Source organism: Candidatus Hydrogenedentota bacterium, assembly GCA_035450225.1.
In the GTDB taxonomy this organism is placed as follows: Bacteria; Hydrogenedentota; Hydrogenedentia; order Hydrogenedentales; family SLHB01; genus DSVR01.
Map to the genome: position 1 here is coordinate 35292 of DAOTMJ010000029.1, position 18754 is coordinate 54045.

General features: G+C 60.0%; 9 protein-coding genes and 1 tRNA gene. 8 read left to right on the forward strand and 2 right to left on the reverse strand.

Going from position 1 to position 18754, the window contains the following annotated elements; translation table 11 throughout:
* Positions 1-72 precede the first annotated feature (72 nt).
* Positions 73-1344, reverse strand: a complete 1272-nt coding sequence (locus P5540_14390; GenBank protein HRT66004.1) for a GDSL-type esterase/lipase family protein — start codon at positions 1342-1344, stop codon at positions 73-75.
* A gap of 211 nt (positions 1345-1555) precedes the next feature.
* Between P5540_14390 and P5540_14395 the strand changes: the two genes are divergently transcribed.
* Genes P5540_14395 through srlD form a run of 3 tightly spaced genes read left to right on the forward strand, consistent with a single transcriptional unit; the run spans position 1556 to position 4779 of the window.
* On the forward strand, positions 1556-2320 hold the full coding sequence (locus tag P5540_14395) for a class II aldolase/adducin family protein (protein HRT66005.1): 765 nt from the start codon (positions 1556-1558) through the stop codon (positions 2318-2320).
* A 54-nt stretch (positions 2321-2374) separates the two neighbouring features.
* Positions 2375-3988, forward strand: a complete 1614-nt coding sequence (locus P5540_14400; protein ID HRT66006.1) for an alcohol dehydrogenase catalytic domain-containing protein — start codon at positions 2375-2377, stop codon at positions 3986-3988.
* Positions 3988-4779, forward strand: coding sequence for a sorbitol-6-phosphate dehydrogenase (srlD, locus tag P5540_14405; protein ID HRT66007.1), 792 nt, complete (start codon positions 3988-3990; stop codon positions 4777-4779). Before P5540_14400 ends, srlD begins: the two co-directional genes overlap by 1 nt.
* A 104-nt stretch (positions 4780-4883) precedes the next feature.
* Here the strand turns inward: srlD and P5540_14410 are convergent, their stop codons facing one another.
* Complete coding sequence (locus P5540_14410; protein ID HRT66008.1) at positions 4884-5174, reverse strand: HU family DNA-binding protein; 291 nt, start codon at positions 5172-5174, stop codon at positions 4884-4886.
* 399 nt (positions 5175-5573) lie between these two features.
* Between P5540_14410 and dnaG the strand changes: the two genes are divergently transcribed.
* From dnaG to P5540_14435, 5 genes are all read left to right on the forward strand, one after another.
* The gene (gene dnaG / locus P5540_14415) at positions 5574-7316 is read left to right on the forward strand and encodes a DNA primase (protein ID HRT66009.1); all 1743 of its coding nucleotides are present in this window, start codon (positions 5574-5576) and stop codon (positions 7314-7316) included.
* Positions 7317-7368: 52 nt separating this feature from the next.
* Positions 7369-9132, forward strand: a complete 1764-nt coding sequence (gene rpoD / locus P5540_14420; GenBank protein HRT66010.1) for an RNA polymerase sigma factor RpoD — start codon at positions 7369-7371, stop codon at positions 9130-9132.
* 12 nt (positions 9133-9144) lie between these two features.
* A tRNA-Ile gene (locus tag P5540_14425) sits at positions 9145-9220 on the forward strand.
* Positions 9221-9403: 183 nt separating this feature from the next.
* Positions 9404-10522: a pyridoxal-phosphate dependent enzyme gene (locus P5540_14430; GenBank protein HRT66011.1), complete on the forward strand. Its 1119-nt coding sequence runs from the start codon at positions 9404-9406 to the stop codon at positions 10520-10522.
* Positions 10523-10778: 256 nt separating this feature from the next.
* The gene (locus tag P5540_14435; protein HRT66012.1) at positions 10779-18710 is read left to right on the forward strand and encodes a leucine-rich repeat domain-containing protein; all 7932 of its coding nucleotides are present in this window, start codon (positions 10779-10781) and stop codon (positions 18708-18710) included.
* The last annotated feature ends 44 nt before the right edge of the window (positions 18711-18754 follow it).

Consider the following 18754-nt stretch of genomic DNA (forward strand, 5'->3'; position numbering starts at 1 on the left):
CACGGGCTGTTGGTTTCTTCGCTCAAAACATCCACGCCGGGCGCGCAGACATTGCCAACCAGAAAATCATACTCATGAAGGAAACATGGCAGCCAGATTGCCTTGTGACGCGCCGGAGTCCAGCGCGTCTGTTTCGGGGGTTGGAGGCCGTGCATCCAGGGAGCGCAGTTCCTCCGCCAGAAAAGGGGAAACCAGCGCGGCATACAGGGCGTTTCCCGCCGGGGTCATGTGTCGGTCCAACTCGAAATAAAGGCCTTTCGTGTTCTGATGTTTCCTGAATTCATCCGTAACGCTGAAAAACGCGGATACGCCGGCGCCCCGGGCCGCCTTTTCCACGGCCCGGTCGGGCGCGTTGGATTGGAGCATTTCGGGGTGTACGCGAAAACCCACGCGTCCGATGTTGGCATACGCCTCCTTGTTCACATAGAAGCCTTCCGGAATGGTAAGAACCACCAGTTTGGCGCCCTGGCGCGTGGCGGCTTTTTGGATGCGCCGAAGGTGCTGTTGAAGTCGGCTCGTTTGCAGGCGCAAATGGGTCATGTCGCTGAAATAATTCGGCGAAACAATGGCATGCTCAATCATCCACGGGTTCAGACGTCCCTCGAAAAAGACGTTCCGGACGGATTCTTCCAATGCATTGAAACGCGATCGCTGCTCATCGGAAAAACCGTTGGCGATATCCTGCGCGACGTTTGCGTATTCCCGGCGCACATCCTCGGCGGTTCGCACGAGGGAAGGCGGAGGCGGCAAGCCCCGCCAAGCGTGTTGCACATGTTGCACGAGATCGAGCAGATGGGAGTAATTTTCCCGGAGCCATGTCCCGGGTTCGATGCTCCAGATGTCGCCAAGTTGGGCGAGATCTTCCGCGGCCAGACAACCAACGACCACCATGTCGGGTTTCAGCCGGGGTATAACCCATTCCGCGATGCCCGCGTAGTCGCGGGGACCGGCGCCGGGCTTGCCAAGGTTCAGCACTTCGACGTCGAAACCCTGCTCGCGCAAACGGGATTCAACCCGCTTGCACCACGCGTCTTCGATATTGACCCCCCAGCCGTAGGTAAACGAATCGCCGATGACCACAATGCGCCGCCGGCTTTTCTTGTCCAGGGCAATGTCCCGATCCCGGAATCCCAGGGAATTGATTCGATCCGTGCAAACGTAGTCGTGCATCTCGTAACGGACTTCCGTGCCGGGAACAAAATAAATCCCCGTTGGCCCCGGCCAAACCCGTTCGGGAAGCAACCATCCGGCAACGGCATCCAGTATCACCAACATTTTGGCCGCAGCATAAATCGCCATGATCGCCAGCAACAAATTGACAATCATGCGAAGGATACGTTTCATGGCATTGTTTTCCTGCCCGGGCGCACCCCAATTCAGACATTGGAAAAAGCGGCCCAACGGGACGCCGACAGCAGCGCGCTTGCGTTTCAACAAATGTCATTTTATGCGTATAGTGTTGGCTTTCGCAACGCGTGTTTTTTTGCCGGGTTCGGCGCGAAAATGGTATACTCCCCTATCACCTGCATGACATGGAAGGGATGTGTATATTTTTATGCGTGATGCGATCCTGCAGCAATTGGTGGACTTGTCGCGTTATCTGGGCGATCCGGACCGGGGGTATGCAATCCTCGGCGAGGGCAATACCTCAGCGCGGATTGACGAGGATACGTTTTATGTAAAAGCGTCGGGATCCGTCTTGGGCAACATTGACGGCGGCGGATTCGTGGCCGTATCGCGCGCGAAAGTACTCGCGCTGCTGGACGACCCCGGCGCGGACGACGCGGCGGTGTCGCGTGTGCTGACGGAGGCCCGCGTGGATCCCGGCGAAACGCGGCGACCATCGGTCGAAACGCTGTTTCACGCATTGCTGTTGCGTTATCCGGAGATAAAATTCGTCGGTCACACCCACCCGATCCACACGAACATGCTGTTGTGTTCAAAAAAGGCCGAGGAGGCCTCGACGGGCCGCATTTGCCCGGATCATGTCGTGGTGATGGCCGCAAAATCGGTGTTTGTTCCCTATGTGGACCCCGGACTGGTCCTTGCACGGGAAATCCGCGCGCGGGTGGAGGCGTTTATCGAGACGGAAGGAACATTGCCGAGGGCAATCATGATGCAGGGCCACGGCTTTATCGCGGTCGGAGATTCCCCCCGAACCGTCATGAACATCACGGACATGGCCGAAAAGGCCGCGCGGATCATTGTGGGCACATACAGCCTCGGCGGACCCGTGTTCATGTCCGAAAAAGATATTGCCCGGATTTACACGCGACCGGATGAAAAATACCGGGAAAAAAGGCTGGCGTCCGAGGGATGAAGGAATAAGCCGCGGCACGAATACGTCGCACCCTTGGCAAGGAACCGGAAGGAGATGGAAGTGTCACGTTTCGATGCGTTTCGCAAGGCCGGGTTGCCGCTGCCGGAAACTTACTTGGCGTGGCAGGTGTTTGGCGCCGGATTCGACAATCTCGGACGCGACGGCAAGCCGCAAACGCTGCCCCTGCGCGATCCGGCGGACAATGAAATTTTGCTGCGTGTGGACGCGTTGGGCCTGTGCCTGTCGGACATCAAAATCATCAATCAGGGCAGGGCTCACCCCCGGCTGCGCGGGCGCGACCTTGCCAGCGATCCGACGGTGCTCGGCCACGAGTGCGCCGTAACGGTCGTGAAGGCCGGCAACCAGTGGAAGGACACATTTCGGCCCGGCGAACGCTACATCGTGCAGGCGGACATCTATTACAAGGGCGCCGGCTTTGCCTTTGGCTATCTGATTCCGGGCGGCATGCAACAGTATTGCTATCTCGACGAACGCGCGCTCGCCGGCGACGAAGGCTGTTACCTGTTGCCGGTCCAACCGGAAACAGGCTACAGCGAGGCGGCGCTCGCCGAACCGTGGGCATGCGTCGAAATGTCGTACAGCCTCGACGATCGCCTTGCGCCGGGCGGCGGGGACCTGCTGATTGTAAGCGACACGCCGGAACAGTGGCGGGAACCGAATCCCCGCGCGCGGATTGTCCCGCGTTCGCTCGAAGGACTGGCGGACGAAAAATTCGACGATATCATCGTTCCCGATCCCTCGCCGGAAATGGTCAACGATCTTTCGCCGCGCTTGCGCAAGAACGGCGTAATGTTCCTGCTCGGCGATCCCGCGGAACCCGGCGTCGTTTCGATTGATCTGGGGCGAATCCATTATGAAAATATCCGGTATTATGGGGGCGGCGATACCATCGGGGACGTTGCAAAAGCCAACAAACGGCATGATTTGCTGCGGGACGGCAACGCGTTGTTCATCGGCGCGGGCGGTCCGATGGGGCAAATGCACGTGCAGCGCGCGTTGGAAATCGCCAATGGGCCGAAGCGCGTCGTCGTGACCGATCTGGATCGCGGCCGACTGGATCACCTGCAAAACCGTTTCCAGAACCTGGCGGATCGCAACGGCATCCGTTTCATCACGCTGGCGCCGTCGGACTTCCCGAACAAGGACGCGATGGACGCGTGGATTCACGCGCAGGCGCCGGACGGCTACGACGACGTGATCGTGCTGGCGCCCGTGGCGGCGCTCGTCAAGGATTCGCTCCGTTTCGCGGCGGACGACGCGTTCGTGAACATCTTTGCGGGGTTGGGCATCGGCAGTTTCGCCGACATCGAACTCCGCGACTTGTGCCGCGGCGTCAAGTTGATTGGCAGCAGCGGATCGCGCATCAGCGACCTTCGCAAACTGCTGAGCATGGTCGAAACGCGCCGGCTCAACACCAATCTCAGCGTCGCGGCAATCGGCGGACTCAACGCCGCGCGCGAAGGGCTCGAAGGCGTCAAGGCGGCGCGGTTTCCCGGAAAAACGGTCATCTATCCGCATGTGGTGGATTTGCCGTTGATGAGCCTTGAGGACATTCCGAAACGATTGCCGGCGCTGGCGGACAAACTCAGTCCGGAAGGCGCATGGACACGAGAGGCCGAACAGGCCCTCCTGGAGATGTTTGTGTGATGGAACGTCTGGCTGGAAAGAAAGCATTGGTCACCGGCGCGGCGCAGGGGCTCGGCGCGGCCATTGTCGAACGGCTCGCGGAAGAAGGCTGCGATGTCGTGGGATGGGACGTGAACATCGAGCAGGCACAGGCCACGGCCGCCGAGACGGCCCAAAAGACCGGGCGCCGCACGATGGGCGCGCAGGTGGACATCACCGATGCGGATGCCGTGCGCCGTGCGATGGACGATGCCGCGGCATGGCTCGGAGGACTGGACATCCTCGTGTCGAACGCGGGCATCCTCATTTCGGGCGACTCGATAACCTTCGACGCGGCCAAGTGGCGCAAGGTGATTGACGTCAACCTGGTGGGATATTTTCTTTGCGCACGCGAGGCGGCCCGCGTCATGCTCGCCGGCGGACGCGGCGGCGCAATCATCCAAATCAACTCGAAATCCGGAAAAAAAGGCAGTTTCCGCAACAGCGCCTATGCGGCGTCGAAATTCGGCGGCATCGGCGTCACGCAAAGCCTGGCGCTCGAATTCGCCGAACAGGGCATCCGCGTCAACAGCGTCTGCCCGGGCAACCTCCTCGATTCACCGTTGTGGGTGAACAGCCTGTTCAAGCAATACGCCGCCAACCAGGGATTGACCGTTGAGCAGGTACGGCAAAAATACATTGATCAGGTGCCGATGAAACGCCCCTGCCAATACCGCGACGTGACCAACGTGGTGGTCTTCCTCGCCTCGGACGAGGCCGGCTACATGACCGGACAAGCCATCAACGTCACCGGCGGACAAGAAATGCGCTGAAACATCGGCCGGATCCCTCCAATCCGTCCGATCCGTCCTATTCCGAAGAATGCAAAACGCCGGCCCGCGCAACAGGGCCGGCGTTTTGCAACACGATGGAAAACTTATTTCTTCGCCGGGACGATGGCGTCCTTCGCCGCTTTGGCGATACGGAACTTGAGCACCTTCTTCGCCGGAATCTTGATGGTTGCGCCCGTGGCCGGGTTCCGGCCGGTGCGGGCTTTGCGCTGCACAACCACCAGCTTGCCCAGACCCGGAATCGTGAAGCCGTCCTTGGCGCCCTTGTAGGCCAGTTCCACGAGGCATCCCAGCACCTCGCCGGCCTGCTTCTTCGTGATGCACGCCTTCTCCGCCAGCTTCGCCACAATCTGCGTCTTCGTCATTGCCTTTGCCATGTTCGTTCTCCTTGCCTTATTGGCCACCTGTGTTCCCACAACAATACAAGAGCAGTTCACTGCTTGTCTGCAAACCGCTTTGCGCGCGTCGGCGCGCCTTTCCGATACGGCCCACGGGCCTGCCGCTCGCCCGGCCACGCTATTTCCATACAAATAAAAGGGGATTTTGTCAAGTCTTATTTTTCAGGCCTTTTTTTACGGGATTGGACGGGCTGTCCCGCTTTGCAAGCAATTCTTGACGTTTCGGGCGAAAAGGTGGTATACTTTACCCGATTTGACAGCCCTGAGGGGAGGTCCGTCTTTTTGGGGACCTTACACCGGTCCAGGGTGCAAAGAAATTGGGCTTGCTCCTTGGCCGGCGGACGCCAAGGGGCTGTATTGAGTGTCTGGAAACGGCCAGTGCCGAAGTATTCAAGAGAAGTGGTGGCGCAGGTGCTTGCGGCGAACGACATCGTTGACGTCGTGGGTTCCTGCGTGGAATTGAAACCGGCCGGATCGGGCCGGTTCAAGGCCTGTTGTCCTTTCCACAACGAAAAAACACCCTCGTTCACCGTCAGCCGCGACCGCCAGCAGTATTACTGCTTTGGTTGCGAAAAGCACGGCGACGCCATCGGTTTCCTGATCGAATTCGAGGGATTGACCTTTATTGAATCGTTGCGCAAGCTCGCGGATCGCGGCGGCGTCCGCTTGCCCGCCGTGTCGGATTACGACGACCGCGAAGATCACCTGCGGGCGCAATTGGTCGAGGCCGGCAAATTCGCGGCCCGTTTTTTTCAGGACTGCATCGGCGACGTGCTGAAAGGCGGACTGGGGCGCCAGTACCTCAAGACCCGCGAGTTGAAGCCGGAAACCGTCAAGCGGTTCGGACTGGGCTACGCGCCGGACGGCGGCAACCGGTTCGTGGAAGCGGCCCGCGCAAAGGGATTCAAGGACAACGTCATCGAGGCATCCGGCCTGGCCCGGCGCAACGAACGAGGCCTTTTCGATTTCTTTCGCAACCGTCTGATGATTCCCATCCGCGACATTTCGGGCAACCCCGTCGCGTTTGGCGGACGCGACCTGGGCGATGGCGTTCCGAAATACATCAACTCGCCGGAAAACGCGTTGTACAAGAAAACTCGCACCCTGTACGGCCTGTTCGAGGCGCGCGAGGGCATGCGCCGCGAAAAGCGGGTCTTGCTGGTCGAGGGGTATTTCGACCTGATGCGCTGTTTCGACGCGGGAATCGATCATGTCGTGGCCACCTGCGGCACGGCGCTGACCGCCGAGCAGGCCGCCCTGATCCGCCGGTATGTGCCGGAAGTCGTTATCGTCTACGACGCCGACCTCGCCGGCATTCGCGCGGCCCTCCGCGGAGTAAGCCTGCTGACCAACGCCGGCCTGACCGTCCGGGCCATGACGCTGCCCGACGGCAAGGACCCCGACGAATACATCCGAAAACACGGACCGGAATCCTTCCGGGCGCTGGCCGACGCCGCGGCGGATTTCGTTACCTTCTATGTGCGGATGAGCGAAAACCGCCTCGACACCATCGAGGGCCGGACCGCTGTCGCCCGGGAACTCTTCGTCATCCTGGCCGGCATCAACGACGAATTGCGCGTGAATGAATATCTGAGACACATGGCCCGCGCCCTTCAACTCGGCGAATGGGCCTGTCGAAGCGAATTCGCCCGGCTCCGCCACGAACAGGAGGCCCGCCCCCCCACCGTGGAAGCACCGCCACGGCGCGCCTTCTCCATGCCGGATCGGGATTTCATTGCCGCCCTGCTACAGTATCCCGGCCTGCTCGAACGCGCGCATGAAGCACTCAACGGCATTTCCCTGCAACCCGGACCCGTAATCCAGGTATTGAAGGCATTATGGGAAGATAACGGCGCTTCGCCGGTGTTTCATAACGATGAGGACGCCGGCATGTTGTACGCGGCGGCGGCGAACTGGGATGAAATCACGCCGGAAACGGCGGCCAATATCGTGGCCGAATATGTCAAAAACCTCAAACGGGCCTTACTCAAGGCTGAAAGCGAAAATGTGCAACGCTTGATTCTCCAGGCCGAACGCGCCATGGACCGGGAAAGCATTCCCGAATTACTTCGGCAAAAGGCGGGCATCGATCGACAAATCCAGGGTTTGGGCGCGGCATGAGCTTGCGCATGAAAATAGATTCAACAAGCGAACGGTGACATCGAGGATGGCAATGAGCACGGAAAAGAAAAAAGAAATCCCGAACAAAAACACGCAGAAAAAGGAAGACGCCCTCGAACTCGCGAAAAAACGAGGGAAAATCACCTACGACGACCTTCTGGACATCCTCCCGGAAGACGCCAGTTGGGAGGCCATGGACGAACTGATGGTCAAACTCGGCGGCATGAACGTCGAAGTGGTGGACGAATTCCGAATGGACGCCGAAACACAGCAGGCGCAACAGAAAAAAGAAGCGCTCGGCAAAAAGGCCGTCATTCGCCGCGACGCCACCCACAGCACCATCGAACGCGCCGACGACCCCGTCCGCATGTACCTGCGCGAAATGGGCCGCGTGCCCCTGCTCAAAAAAGAACAGGAAGTCGAGATCGCCAAGCGAATCGAAGCCGCCGAGAAAGAACTCACCGAAGTCCTGCTCAATACCCCCTACACCCTCAAGGAAGTGCAGATGCTCTCCGCGCGGCTGCTCGCGGGACGACTCGTCCTGCCGCAGGTCAGCGACATCGAAGACCCAAAGGCCCAAGAGCAGTTCATCAAAAAACTGCCCGCCGCCGTGGACCGAATCAGCCAGATCTCGCATCAAATTGATCAAATCGAAAAACGCCTGGAACGGTCGGGCCTCTCCAAGCGCGCCGTCGAGGCCAACACCGAGCACATCCGTGAACTCCGCGAGGAACAGGTCGAAATCATTCGCCGATTCCAACTCAAACCCAAGGAAATAATGAAGATCGCCCGCAAAATCAAGGGGCTCAAGCGCCGCATCGCCACTGCCCGCGACGAAATTGACCGCGTCGAACGCGAAGTCGGCATGGCCACCGACAAAATCCACGCGCTCGCCGCCCAGTTGCGCCGGCCGAACGCCATGCCGAAAATTCCATGCGACCGCGACCAGATCCTCGACGCCGACCGGCGCCTCTCGCTGGCCCAGCGAAAAATTGACCAAATCCAGACCGACGCCCACCTGTCCACCGACCGGATTGCTGTCCTCATTGACGAAATCCGATCAAAAGAAGAAAAAATCTACAAGGCCAAAATGGAACTGGTCGAGGCCAACCTCCGACTCGTCGTCAGCATCGGAAAAAAATACACCAACCGCGGCATGTCCTTCCTCGACCTCATCCAGGAAGGCAACATCGGACTCATGAAAGCCGTAGACAAATTCGAATACCAGCGCGGCTACAAGTTCAGCACCTACGCGACATGGTGGATCCGCCAGGCCATCACGCGATCCATCGCCGACCAGGCCCGCACCATCCGCATCCCGGTCCACATGATCGAATCCATCAACAAACTCGTGCGCACCAGCCGCCGCCTCATCCAGTCCTACGGTCGCGAACCCACCGCCGAGGAAATCTCCCGCGAAATGGAGATGTCCGCCGACAAAGTCCGCAGCATCCTCAAAATTGCCCAGGAAGCCATCAGCCTCGAAACCCCCGTCGGCGACGACGGGGACAGCAGTTTCGGCGATTTCATCGAGGACAAGAGCGCCGAATCCCCCGCCAACTCCGCCGCTTTCAGCGTGTTCCAGGAAAAACTCAACGACGTCCTCAACACCCTTACCGAACGCGAGGAAAAAGTGCTCCGCTTGCGTTTCGGACTCGGAGACGGGTATCCTCGAACCCTTGAAGAAGTCGGCAGCGTGTTCAACGTGACGCGCGAACGGGTACGCCAGATTGAAGCCAAGGCCCTGCGCAAAATGCGCCACCCCACCCGCGCACGCGAACTCAAGCCCTTCCTCGAATGGTCCCTGAACCTGTAACGCCCTTTTCATGGGCCTGTAGCTCAGTGGTTAGAGCAGGTGACTCATAATCACTTGGTCGTAGGTTCGACTCCTACCAGGCCCACCATTTTAAAACGCTTACGGAAAAGTTATGGGGCTTTTTTGGTGTCGTCCGGACAATATTGCAAAAGGCGGATTCGCGAAAATGCAGCCCAATCCATCGCCGCCGGGAAAGGCCGCTAAAACCGGAAAGGGATCGCGGGAAGGGCGTAAACTCCAGCGGTGGGTTTGCCCGCGCCACAGGTAAACGATGATTGCCCTGTTCGAGATATATCCGCGGTTGGCGGAGCGGCTGCCGCATGCGGCACTGGGCCAGTGGCCGACGCCGGTGCAGCGGATGGAACGGCTGGAGGCGGCGTTGCGGGAACGTTTCGGCGATGGGCTCGGCGATGCGCGCCTCTTCGTTAAGCGCGACGATTTGAGCGGGCAGCCCTACGGCGGGAACAAGGTCCGCAAATTGGAATTTCTGCTGGGGCGCGCGTTGCACGAAGGCCGCAAGGCGACGTTGACCTTTGGCGCGGCGGGATCGAATCACGCCCTGGCAACGGCCATCTATGCGCGGCAGGCCGGCCTGCACACGATTTCGATGCTGGTGCCGCAGCCCAATTCCCCGTCGGTCCGCAAGAATCTGCTCATGAGCCACCGCGTGGGCGCGGAACTGCATTTCAGCCCCTATTACGCGGCTTCGGCGCGCGATGCGCTGTATCAGTTGGTCCGGCGCCGGATTGACGACGGCCAACGTCCGTATTTGATCCCGCCCGGCGGGTCGTCGCCGGTGGGCATGTTCGGGTTCGTCAACGCATCCTTCGAACTGCGGCAGCAGATCGGACGCGGCGATCTGCCGGAACCGGATTGCATCTATGCCGCCTCGGGGACAATGGGCACGGTGGTGGGACTTCACTTGGGCGCGCAAGCGGCAGGACTCCATTCGCAAATCGTGGCGGTCCGCGTGACCGCCGCAAAGTTCACTTCGATGGAGAAGGCGCGGCGTTATTTCAGACACACGCTGCGGCTTCTGCGCAAGGCCGATCCGGCCTTTCCCACGGTTGCATTCGACGATCAGCAATTTATATTGCGCCACGACTGTTACGGGGAGGATTACGGCGTTCCAACGCCGGAAGCCCTTGATGCAATTCGACTTCTGAACGATACGGAAGGGATCCGCATCGAAGGCACCTACACCGGCAAGGCGTTCGCGGCCTTGTTGGCCGATGCCGCCGCGGGCCGTCTGTGCAATAAAACCGCCCTGTTTTGGAACACCTACAATTCGCGCGATTTCAGCGCCGAAATCGCCAATGTGGACTACCACGAATTACCCAAGGCCTTCCACCGTTATTTCGAAATGCCCGACGACGTCCCGGCAACCTGAAAAAACCGACCGGGTTGGTCAATGCCATGCGGCGCGCGGGGACGCGCGCACTCCCCAACTTCATCGGCGCGCGACCATGCCTTTCCCACCGCAACGCGGCCAGCACGGCATGAAACGCATCCAGCCGCATTTTGTATGCGGATCGCACTCCAACTTTTTACCTTTGCGAATTTCGTCCAAGTTATGATACCATTCGTATACGGTTGTAGGCGGGAAGTGGCCATAGGCTTGGAAAAACAGTTCAGGGGAGTGGGTCATGCGCGATAAATACCGTTTTACCAAGGAATTGGCTGTCATGGCTTGCGGCATGGCGGTCCTGCTTTCCTCCGTTGCGGGGGCGCAGGCGCCGCCGCCCAACGACTTGTGCGGCAATGCCGAAGTCATTCTCGCCGGTACTCCCGTATTTGGAACCACGGTTGGCGCCACGGGCACAGATATCTCTTCCTGCGGATACGAGGATGCGCTGGATGTCTGGTATTCGTTTACGCCCGCTACCAACATGGAGGTACTGATTGATACATGGGAGAGCGACGTCTTCGACTCGACGCTGGCCGTTTACGACGGCTGCGGCGGAACGGAACTCGCCTGCAACGACGACAGCAACTGCGATAACAAGTCGGCCATACGCATAAGCGTGACTTCCGGGAACACGTATCTGATTCGCGTGGCGGAAAACAATGGTTCCACAGGATACTTCTCGCTCGTGGCAATCGATCTTTCCCTGGACGCCGGGGGCGGCATCGTGTTCGGCGATCCCATGGTCAAGGCCGCCGTGCGGCATGCCATAGACAAATATACCGGTCCCATCTATCCCGCGGACGTACAAGGCGTGGGCTTCAGCTACATCAGACTTTGCGGCATGGGCGTCACGACCCTAAAAGGCTTGGAAGAATGCACCGATCTGACGGATGTCATCGTGACGGACAACCAGATTGCCTCGATAGCGCCCCTCGCATCGCTCCCCAACCTTTTCCTGCTCCACATTTCGAACAACCATGTCAGCGATCTGTCGCCGTTGTCGGACCTTATGTATCTTTACGACTTGGATGTGTCATACAACCCGCTGAGTTCGCTCGCGCCCCTTGCCGCGGTGTACAGCCTCCAATCTCTTTATATTGATTCCTGCGGATTGAACGACCTGAGCGACCTTGCCAATCTATACAATCTTCAACTTCTCGTAGCCAGAAACAACAATATCGCGGATCTAACGCCATTATCGGCTCTTACTTCCTTAGAGAATCTGGATGTTTCCTCCAATCCGCTGGGGGCGCTCGCGCCCCTAGCCACGATGTACAACCTGCGCTATCTCTATCTCGGCTCGTGCGGACTGACCGGCCTGGACGATCTCGATAGCCTTTACAACCTCAACACGCTGGATGCCGCCAACAACCGCATCACCTCGGTATCGCCGCTCTCGAGCCTGATGTATCTCGTCCATCTGAATCTGTCGAACAACCGCATCTCCGACACATCCCCGTTCTCGGCGATGAATGGATTGGAATCTATCGTTCTTTCCGACAATCCGATAACGGATCTTTCGGGCATCGTCATGATAACGGGCTTCGGCTCCGGAAATTATCTCGACGTGCGCCGCACGCCGTTGGGCAGCAATGCCCTCTGCGAGCAAATTCCCACACTGACCGCGCGCGGCGCCGACGTGGATTACACCGGCGCCTGCAGCGGGGAGGATGCGGACGACGACGGCTTGCAGGACGAACTCGAAAACGAAATCGGAACCAACCCCAACAAGACGGACACCGATAATGACGGCATCAGCGATTATGACGAGTTCGTTTATTACGGAACCAATCCCACCCGCTGGGACACCGATGGCGACTGGGCCTCGGATTGGCACGAAATTACCTCGGAGCGCAACCCGCTCGATCCGGCCAGCACGCCCGTGCTCACGGAAGTGATTTTTCCCGATTCCAATCTCGAAGCGGCCATCCGGAGCGCCATCAACAAACCCGAAGGCCCCATCTGGCGGGATCCGGTGGAACATATCAATGCCTTGTATGCATCCTATAGCGACATCCAGGATCTGACCGGTTCGGAGTTCCTCATCAACGCGGAGACTCTTTTTTTCAACGGCAATCCAATCACCTTCTTCTCCCCCCTAAGCGGTTTGACCAATCTGAAAAACCTGTATCTTGCCGATACCGGGATCGCGGATCTTACACCGCTCACCGGCTTGACGAACCTTGAATATTTATATTTGTCCATCAATCCGTTTACGTCCATCGAACCCCTGCGCGGCTTGACCAGCCTGCAAGCGCTTTATGTGGACCGCAGCTCTCTGGCATCCATTTACGCGGTCAGCGACATGCCCAATCTGCAAACCCTGGATGTGCACCAAAGCGCGGTTACGGACATCTCGGCTGTAAGCGGCATGACGGCGCTTCGTTACCTGGACGTGGGCGGCAATCAAATCGCCGATGTCGGTCCGATAGCGGGTCTCGTCAATCTCGAATTTCTCGGCATCTGGTGGCTGCAATTGACCTCGCTCGATGTGGCCGCCGGTCTGGTCAACCTGCAAAGGCTGGATGCAGAGGGCAATCAGATCGCCGATATCGCCCCCCTTTCGGCCATGACAAATCTGAACACGCTCTATTTGCAACAGAACCGGATCTCGAATCTGAGTCCGCTTTCCGGCTTGACGACGCTTACCCATCTCTACCTAGGCGAGAACCGAATCGCCGGTATCGGCGCACTCTCGGGTCTTACGGCGCTCAATGAGCTCACGCTGAACAACAACCGCATAGGCGACGTCGCGGCGTTGACCGGTTTGACAAACCTTTACCATCTGGATCTTGCCTGGAACCCCATCACGGACATCGGTCCGCTCGTGGCGAACGCGGGAATCGGCAGCGAAGACACGGTGAACCTCGAGGTCACGCCGTTGAACCAGACTTCGTTATGTAGCCATGTCCCGGCGCTGCAAGGCCGCGGCGTCGGTGTTTCGTACACGGGAACCTGCGGCGGGCAGGACTCCGACGACGACGGCCTGCTCGATGCCTATGAATCCGAGGTGGGAACGAGTTTGACCAAGGCGGACAGCGACAACGACGGGCTGAACGACTACGACGAACTCGTGACGCATGGAACGGATCCGCGGTCGTGGGACACGGATGGCGATTGGGCGTCGGACCTGCATGAAGTCGCGGGCGACTCGAACCCGCTCGATCCGCTCAGCATGCCCTCCATGACGGAAGTAATCTTTCCCGACGCGAACCTCGAAGCCGCCATCCGCGAGGCCACCGGCATACTTGTAGGCGTTCCTATCTATGAAGATCCGCTGCTGCGGTTGACGGAACTGTATGCCTCGTACCGGGGCATCACGGACCTGACCGGACTGGAATACTGCGTGAATCTGACGCAACTCAGCCTGAACGGAAACGCGATTGCGGATACATCGCCCTTGTCGGGCTTGACGAATCTGCAAATACTTGAATTGGACGGCAACCAGATAGCATCCGTGGCGCCGCTGGCGCCGCTGACGGCATTGACCCTCCTTGATCTCGGCAGCAACCAAATAACGGACGCATCCGGGCTGTCCGGCTTGACTGCCTTGCATGCGCTGCATTTGGGTTACAACCTGATTGCCTCGGCGGCGAACCTTCCCGTGCTTCCCAACCTTGCAACGCTTACCATTCCCGGCAACTCGTTCGAGTCGTTGGATGGCATCGAGGCCTTTGCCAATCTGTCCATACTGGTGGCGTCCGAAAACCTGCTGACCGATATTGGGGCGTTGGCATCCCTGACCAATCTTCAATATCTTTACCTTGACGCCAATCTCCTTGTGGACATAACCCCGTTGCTGGCCAATGAAGGCATCGGAGACGGCGATACCGTATGGCTGTCCGGGAATCCCTTGAATCTCGCCTCCCTGAACGCCATCGAGACGCTTCGCTCGCGCGGCGTCTATGTGGACTACAACGATCCGGTCATTTGGGCGGTCAACCCGGATCGCGGGCCGGTCGGCGGCGGCTTCATGGTCACGATCACGGGCGAGCGTTTCGACGAGTTCGGCACGACGCAGGTGAAGGTGATGCGGTCCTCGACGGAGGAACTCGAATACGCCACGGACGTCGTGGTCCAGTCGGGCGGCTATACCGGCGCGACAACGATTACCTGCACGTTCCCGGCCTTCACACCCGGCGTCTGCGATGTGGTCGTCGTCAATCCGAGCGGAGCGCACGCCTACCTGTACGATGGTTTTACGTATGAATATGAAGCCGAACCGCCCGTGATTCTCCAGCACCCCGTATCGCAGACGGTCAATCCGGGCGACACGGCCGCCTTTACCGTCGAAGCCGCCGGGACGGAGCCGTTCACGTACCAGTGGTGGTTCGACAACACCGCGAAGGATCCCGTCATGGTGGGATCGGATTCGCCCACGTTTTCGATCGAGGGCGTCGCCGAAGCCGACGAGGGCCGGTATTGGTGCGAGGTTTCCAACGCTTCGGGGTCTGTCAGTTCGAATGCGGCCGTGCTTTCCGTGAACAATCCGGTCGCATTCACGGCGCACCCGCAATCCCTGACGGTGAATCCCGGCGCCAACGCGACGTTTTCGGCGACCGTGACGGGCACGCCGCCGATCAGTTTCCAATGGCGAAAGAATGGCAGTCCTATCGTCAATGCCACCAATGCCACCTATTCGATAACCAATGCGCAGCAATCCGACGAGGGCAGTTTCACGTGCGTCGCGACCAATATCGTCGGCAGCGCCACGTCCAACGCGGCGGCGCTGACCGTCACCGATCCGCCGGTGTTCACGACGCAGCCGCAACCGGCCACGGTCAATCCCGGCGCCAGCGTGACCTTTACCGTGGCGGCCACCGGCACCGCGCCGCTGAGTTACCGCTGGCAGAAAGGCACGGTGGACATCGCCGGTGCGACGCTCGCGTCCTACACCATTTCCTCCGCGCAACAATCCGACGAGGGCGCCTATCGCTGCGTGGTGAGCAACGTAGCCAATCCGGGCGGCGCCATCTCGAACGCCGCCACGCTGGTCGTGAACGATCCGCCGGCCATCACCACGCACCCGCAGTCGCTGACCGTGGCAACCGGTGAGTCGGCCTCCTTTACGGTCGCCGCGACGGGCACGGCCCCGTTGTCGTACCAGTGGGCCAAGGGCGGCGTCTCCGTCGGCGGCGCCACCGCCGCCACCCTGTCCATCGCCTCGGTGCAGCCGTCCGACGCCGGTTCATACACCTGTACGGTCGGCAACATGGCCGGCAGCGTCGAATCGAACACCGCGACGCTTACGGTGAACGCGCTGCCGGTGATTACGCAGCAGCCGGCATCCGCCACGGTGAATCTGGGCCAGCCGGTGTCGTTTTCCGTCGTGGCGGAAGGGGCGGGGCCGCTGAGTTACCAATGGACCCGGAACGGCACGCCGATCGCCTCGGGTACATCGGCCACGCTGAACATCGCGGCGGCGCAGTCCTCCGATGCGGGTTCGTATGTCTGCACCGTGTCCAATCCTTACGGCGGCGTGCCGTCCGATCCGGCCACCTTGCAGGTAAACGCCCGTCAATTGACGATGGCGCGGGTCGGCACCGGCACGATGATCCCGGCGCAGGGCGTTCACTCTTACGCACCCGATGAAGTGGTCACGATCAGGGCGTTGCCGGTGGCGGGATGGGCCTTCGATCGCTGGGAAGGGGCCGTGGCCAATCCCACCGCGAATCCGACCACGGTGGTTATGGACGCCGACAAGACGGTGACGGCTGTGTTTGTCCGCACCCAGTATACCCTCACGGTCGCCGTGACAGGCAACGGCAAAACGACGCCGGCCGCGGGCCAGTATACCCACAGCGTGAATGCCACCATTGACCTGGCGGCGACGGCGTTTTCCGGCTGGATGTTCGACCGGTGGGAAGGCCCCGTGCTGAATACGGCGGCCCCGTCCACGCAAGTGGTCATGGATGCCGACAAGTCCGTCCGGGCTGTGTTTGTTCCCAGTGCGCTGCTCACACTTTCCAAAATCGGCAGCGGATCGGTGCAGCCGTTCGAGGGAACGCAGGCCGTCAAACAAGGAACGACCGTTTCCATTCAGGCGAATCCAGCCAACGGCTGGCAGTTCAAGCGATGGGACGGCTTGGTGGTCAACACGCTGTCCGCAATGACCACGATCCAGGTGATGTACGATTCGCAGGCCACGGCGGTATTCGTGCCATCCGCGCAGACCTTGCAGGTAACCGGCGTGGCCACCGACGCCCGGAATGGTTCGCCGATCGGAGGCGCCACCGTGACCTTGTTCAACTTCGAAACCGGCGCCTCGTTGGACCAGACGCAGACGGACGAATCGGGGCAGTTTGCCGTGTCCACGCCCAGCGCGGATCTTTTCCTGTCGCTGCACGTGTCCAAGGCCAATTACGACAACTACGATCTACCGCGATTCCAGGCGCCCGCCGGGCTGAATGTCGCCCTGATTCCCTCCGCGCCGGATGCCCCGCAGGGTCTGACGGCCATCCCCGGCGCCACCCAAATCCTCCTGCGCTGGGAACCCAACACGGAGCCGGATCTGAAGGGCTATCGCGTATACCGGTCGGACTCGCCCACGGGGACGCCCGCGCCGATCACGCCGATCGCGATACCGTATTTGCGTCACGTGGACACCACCGCCGCACCGGGGCATTCGTATTTTTACATGGTCACCGCCGTGGACACGCAGGACAACGAAAGCGATTATTCCGAACAGGTCGAGGGACGTCCGGGACAAATCACCATTTGGATGCCGGACATTGACGGCGACTCGGGCGAGTGCATCCGCATTCCGCTCAACGTGGCGAACACGGCGGGCATCGATCCGCACGAACTGCGGATCGAACTGGCCTACAACGCCAACGTGCTCGATCCCGCCACGATTCAAGTCGAGCGGACCGCCATCACGGCGGACGCAGTGGTGGCGCAAGACACGTCTACGCCGGGCAAACTCGTCATCACGACCAGCCAGGGTTCGGTGCTCAAGGGCGAAGGCCACATCTTCGACGTCCGCGCCTGTATCAAGCCGGGGCTGGCCCTCAACACCTGCGGCAACCTGTCGTTCACGGATGTGTTTTTCCGGGACGAAAACGGCAACGACGTGCTCGCGGATTATTTCGACACCGCGCGCGTGTGCGTGACGGGCGCGTGCAAGATGGGCGACATGGACGGCAACGGGATCGTGCAAATGTTCGATGCCACGGTCGTCCTGCGCATCGTGGTCAAAAAGGTCATCCCGGACGGCTGCCAGCTCACTGCGGGCGACATGAACGGCGACACGCTGGTGGATAGCGCCGACGCGGTCATGATCATGCGCATTGCGGAGGATCGCCCGCTGAATCCGGAAGAAGACGGCCAGACGGTCCGGGGACGCCAGATCCATTGCTACATTCCGAATATGGAGACGGGACCGGGCGGCTCGGTGGATATTCCCATCTACATAGACAATCCGGAAGGCCTGAGCGGCTGCGAATTGTTCGTGACCTTCCCCGCGCAAAGCTCGATGCTGGTGCTGAATTCGATTAGCCGCGGGACGGCCACGCAAAACTATTCGATGGCCTACGACATCGGAAACGGGCTGGCGCGGATTGTTTTCAGCAACAGCGAGGCCGCCAAGGCCGCCAAATCCACCGAATCGCTCGCCATCCTGCATTTCAACGTGCCCGACACCGCGCCCAAGAAAATCGAACTGCCCATTTCACTGAACGAGGCGAAACTCAAGGGCGAATTCGGCGACGACCTTTCATGGTACAACAGCGTCGAGAAATCGGCCGGCACGCTCTCGGTCAACAGCCTGCTGTGCGGCGCGGCGGTGGTGTCCGTGGTCAACAAGGCAACCGGCGCGCCCATCCGCACCGGATCGGTCCAGTTGTCGCCCGGGCCGCCCTTCGCGCTGACCCAGAACACCGACGGCATCTACGTCTTCAGTTGCATGAACACGGGCACGGCGCAGGTCAAGGCGACCGCGCCGGGATTCAAGGAAGCCACCGGGCAAGTGACGATCATGGGCGGTTCGGTCGCGACCGTCGAATTGCAGCTTGAGGCGGCGGGCCCAATCAATGGCGGCTGTTGCGGCGGATTTCTTCAGGATGTGACGCGGATCGCGCCGCCGCACGAAGGCGATCCCCTCATGCCGGCGGCGGTCATCCTGGCCCTCGCCGCCTCGGCAGTGTTCCGGAGAAAACGAATACGAACATAACGCTGCGTCAACACCGGCCGTAGCAGCAAGACCCAAGGAACCGT

Bases quoted from the DNA above. Each gene is read 5' to 3' on its own strand.
- P5540_14390 (HRT66004.1), bottom strand. From the start codon at position 1,344: ATGAAACGTATCCTTCGCATGATTGTCAATTTGTTGCTGGCGATCATG.
- P5540_14395 (HRT66005.1), top strand. From the start codon at position 1,556: ATGCGTGATGCGATCCTGCAGCAATTGGTGGACTTGTCGCGTTATCTG.
- P5540_14400 (HRT66006.1), top strand. From the start codon at position 2,375: ATGGAAGTGTCACGTTTCGATGCGTTTCGCAAGGCCGGGTTGCCGCTG.
- srlD (HRT66007.1), top strand. From the start codon at position 3,988: ATGGAACGTCTGGCTGGAAAGAAAGCATTGGTCACCGGCGCGGCGCAG.
- P5540_14410 (HRT66008.1), bottom strand. From the start codon at position 5,174: ATGGCAAAGGCAATGACGAAGACGCAGATTGTGGCGAAGCTGGCGGAG.
- rpoD (HRT66010.1), top strand. From the start codon at position 7,369: ATGAGCACGGAAAAGAAAAAAGAAATCCCGAACAAAAACACGCAGAAA.
- P5540_14430 (HRT66011.1), top strand. From the start codon at position 9,404: ATGATTGCCCTGTTCGAGATATATCCGCGGTTGGCGGAGCGGCTGCCG.
- P5540_14435 (HRT66012.1), top strand. From the start codon at position 10,779: ATGCGCGATAAATACCGTTTTACCAAGGAATTGGCTGTCATGGCTTGC.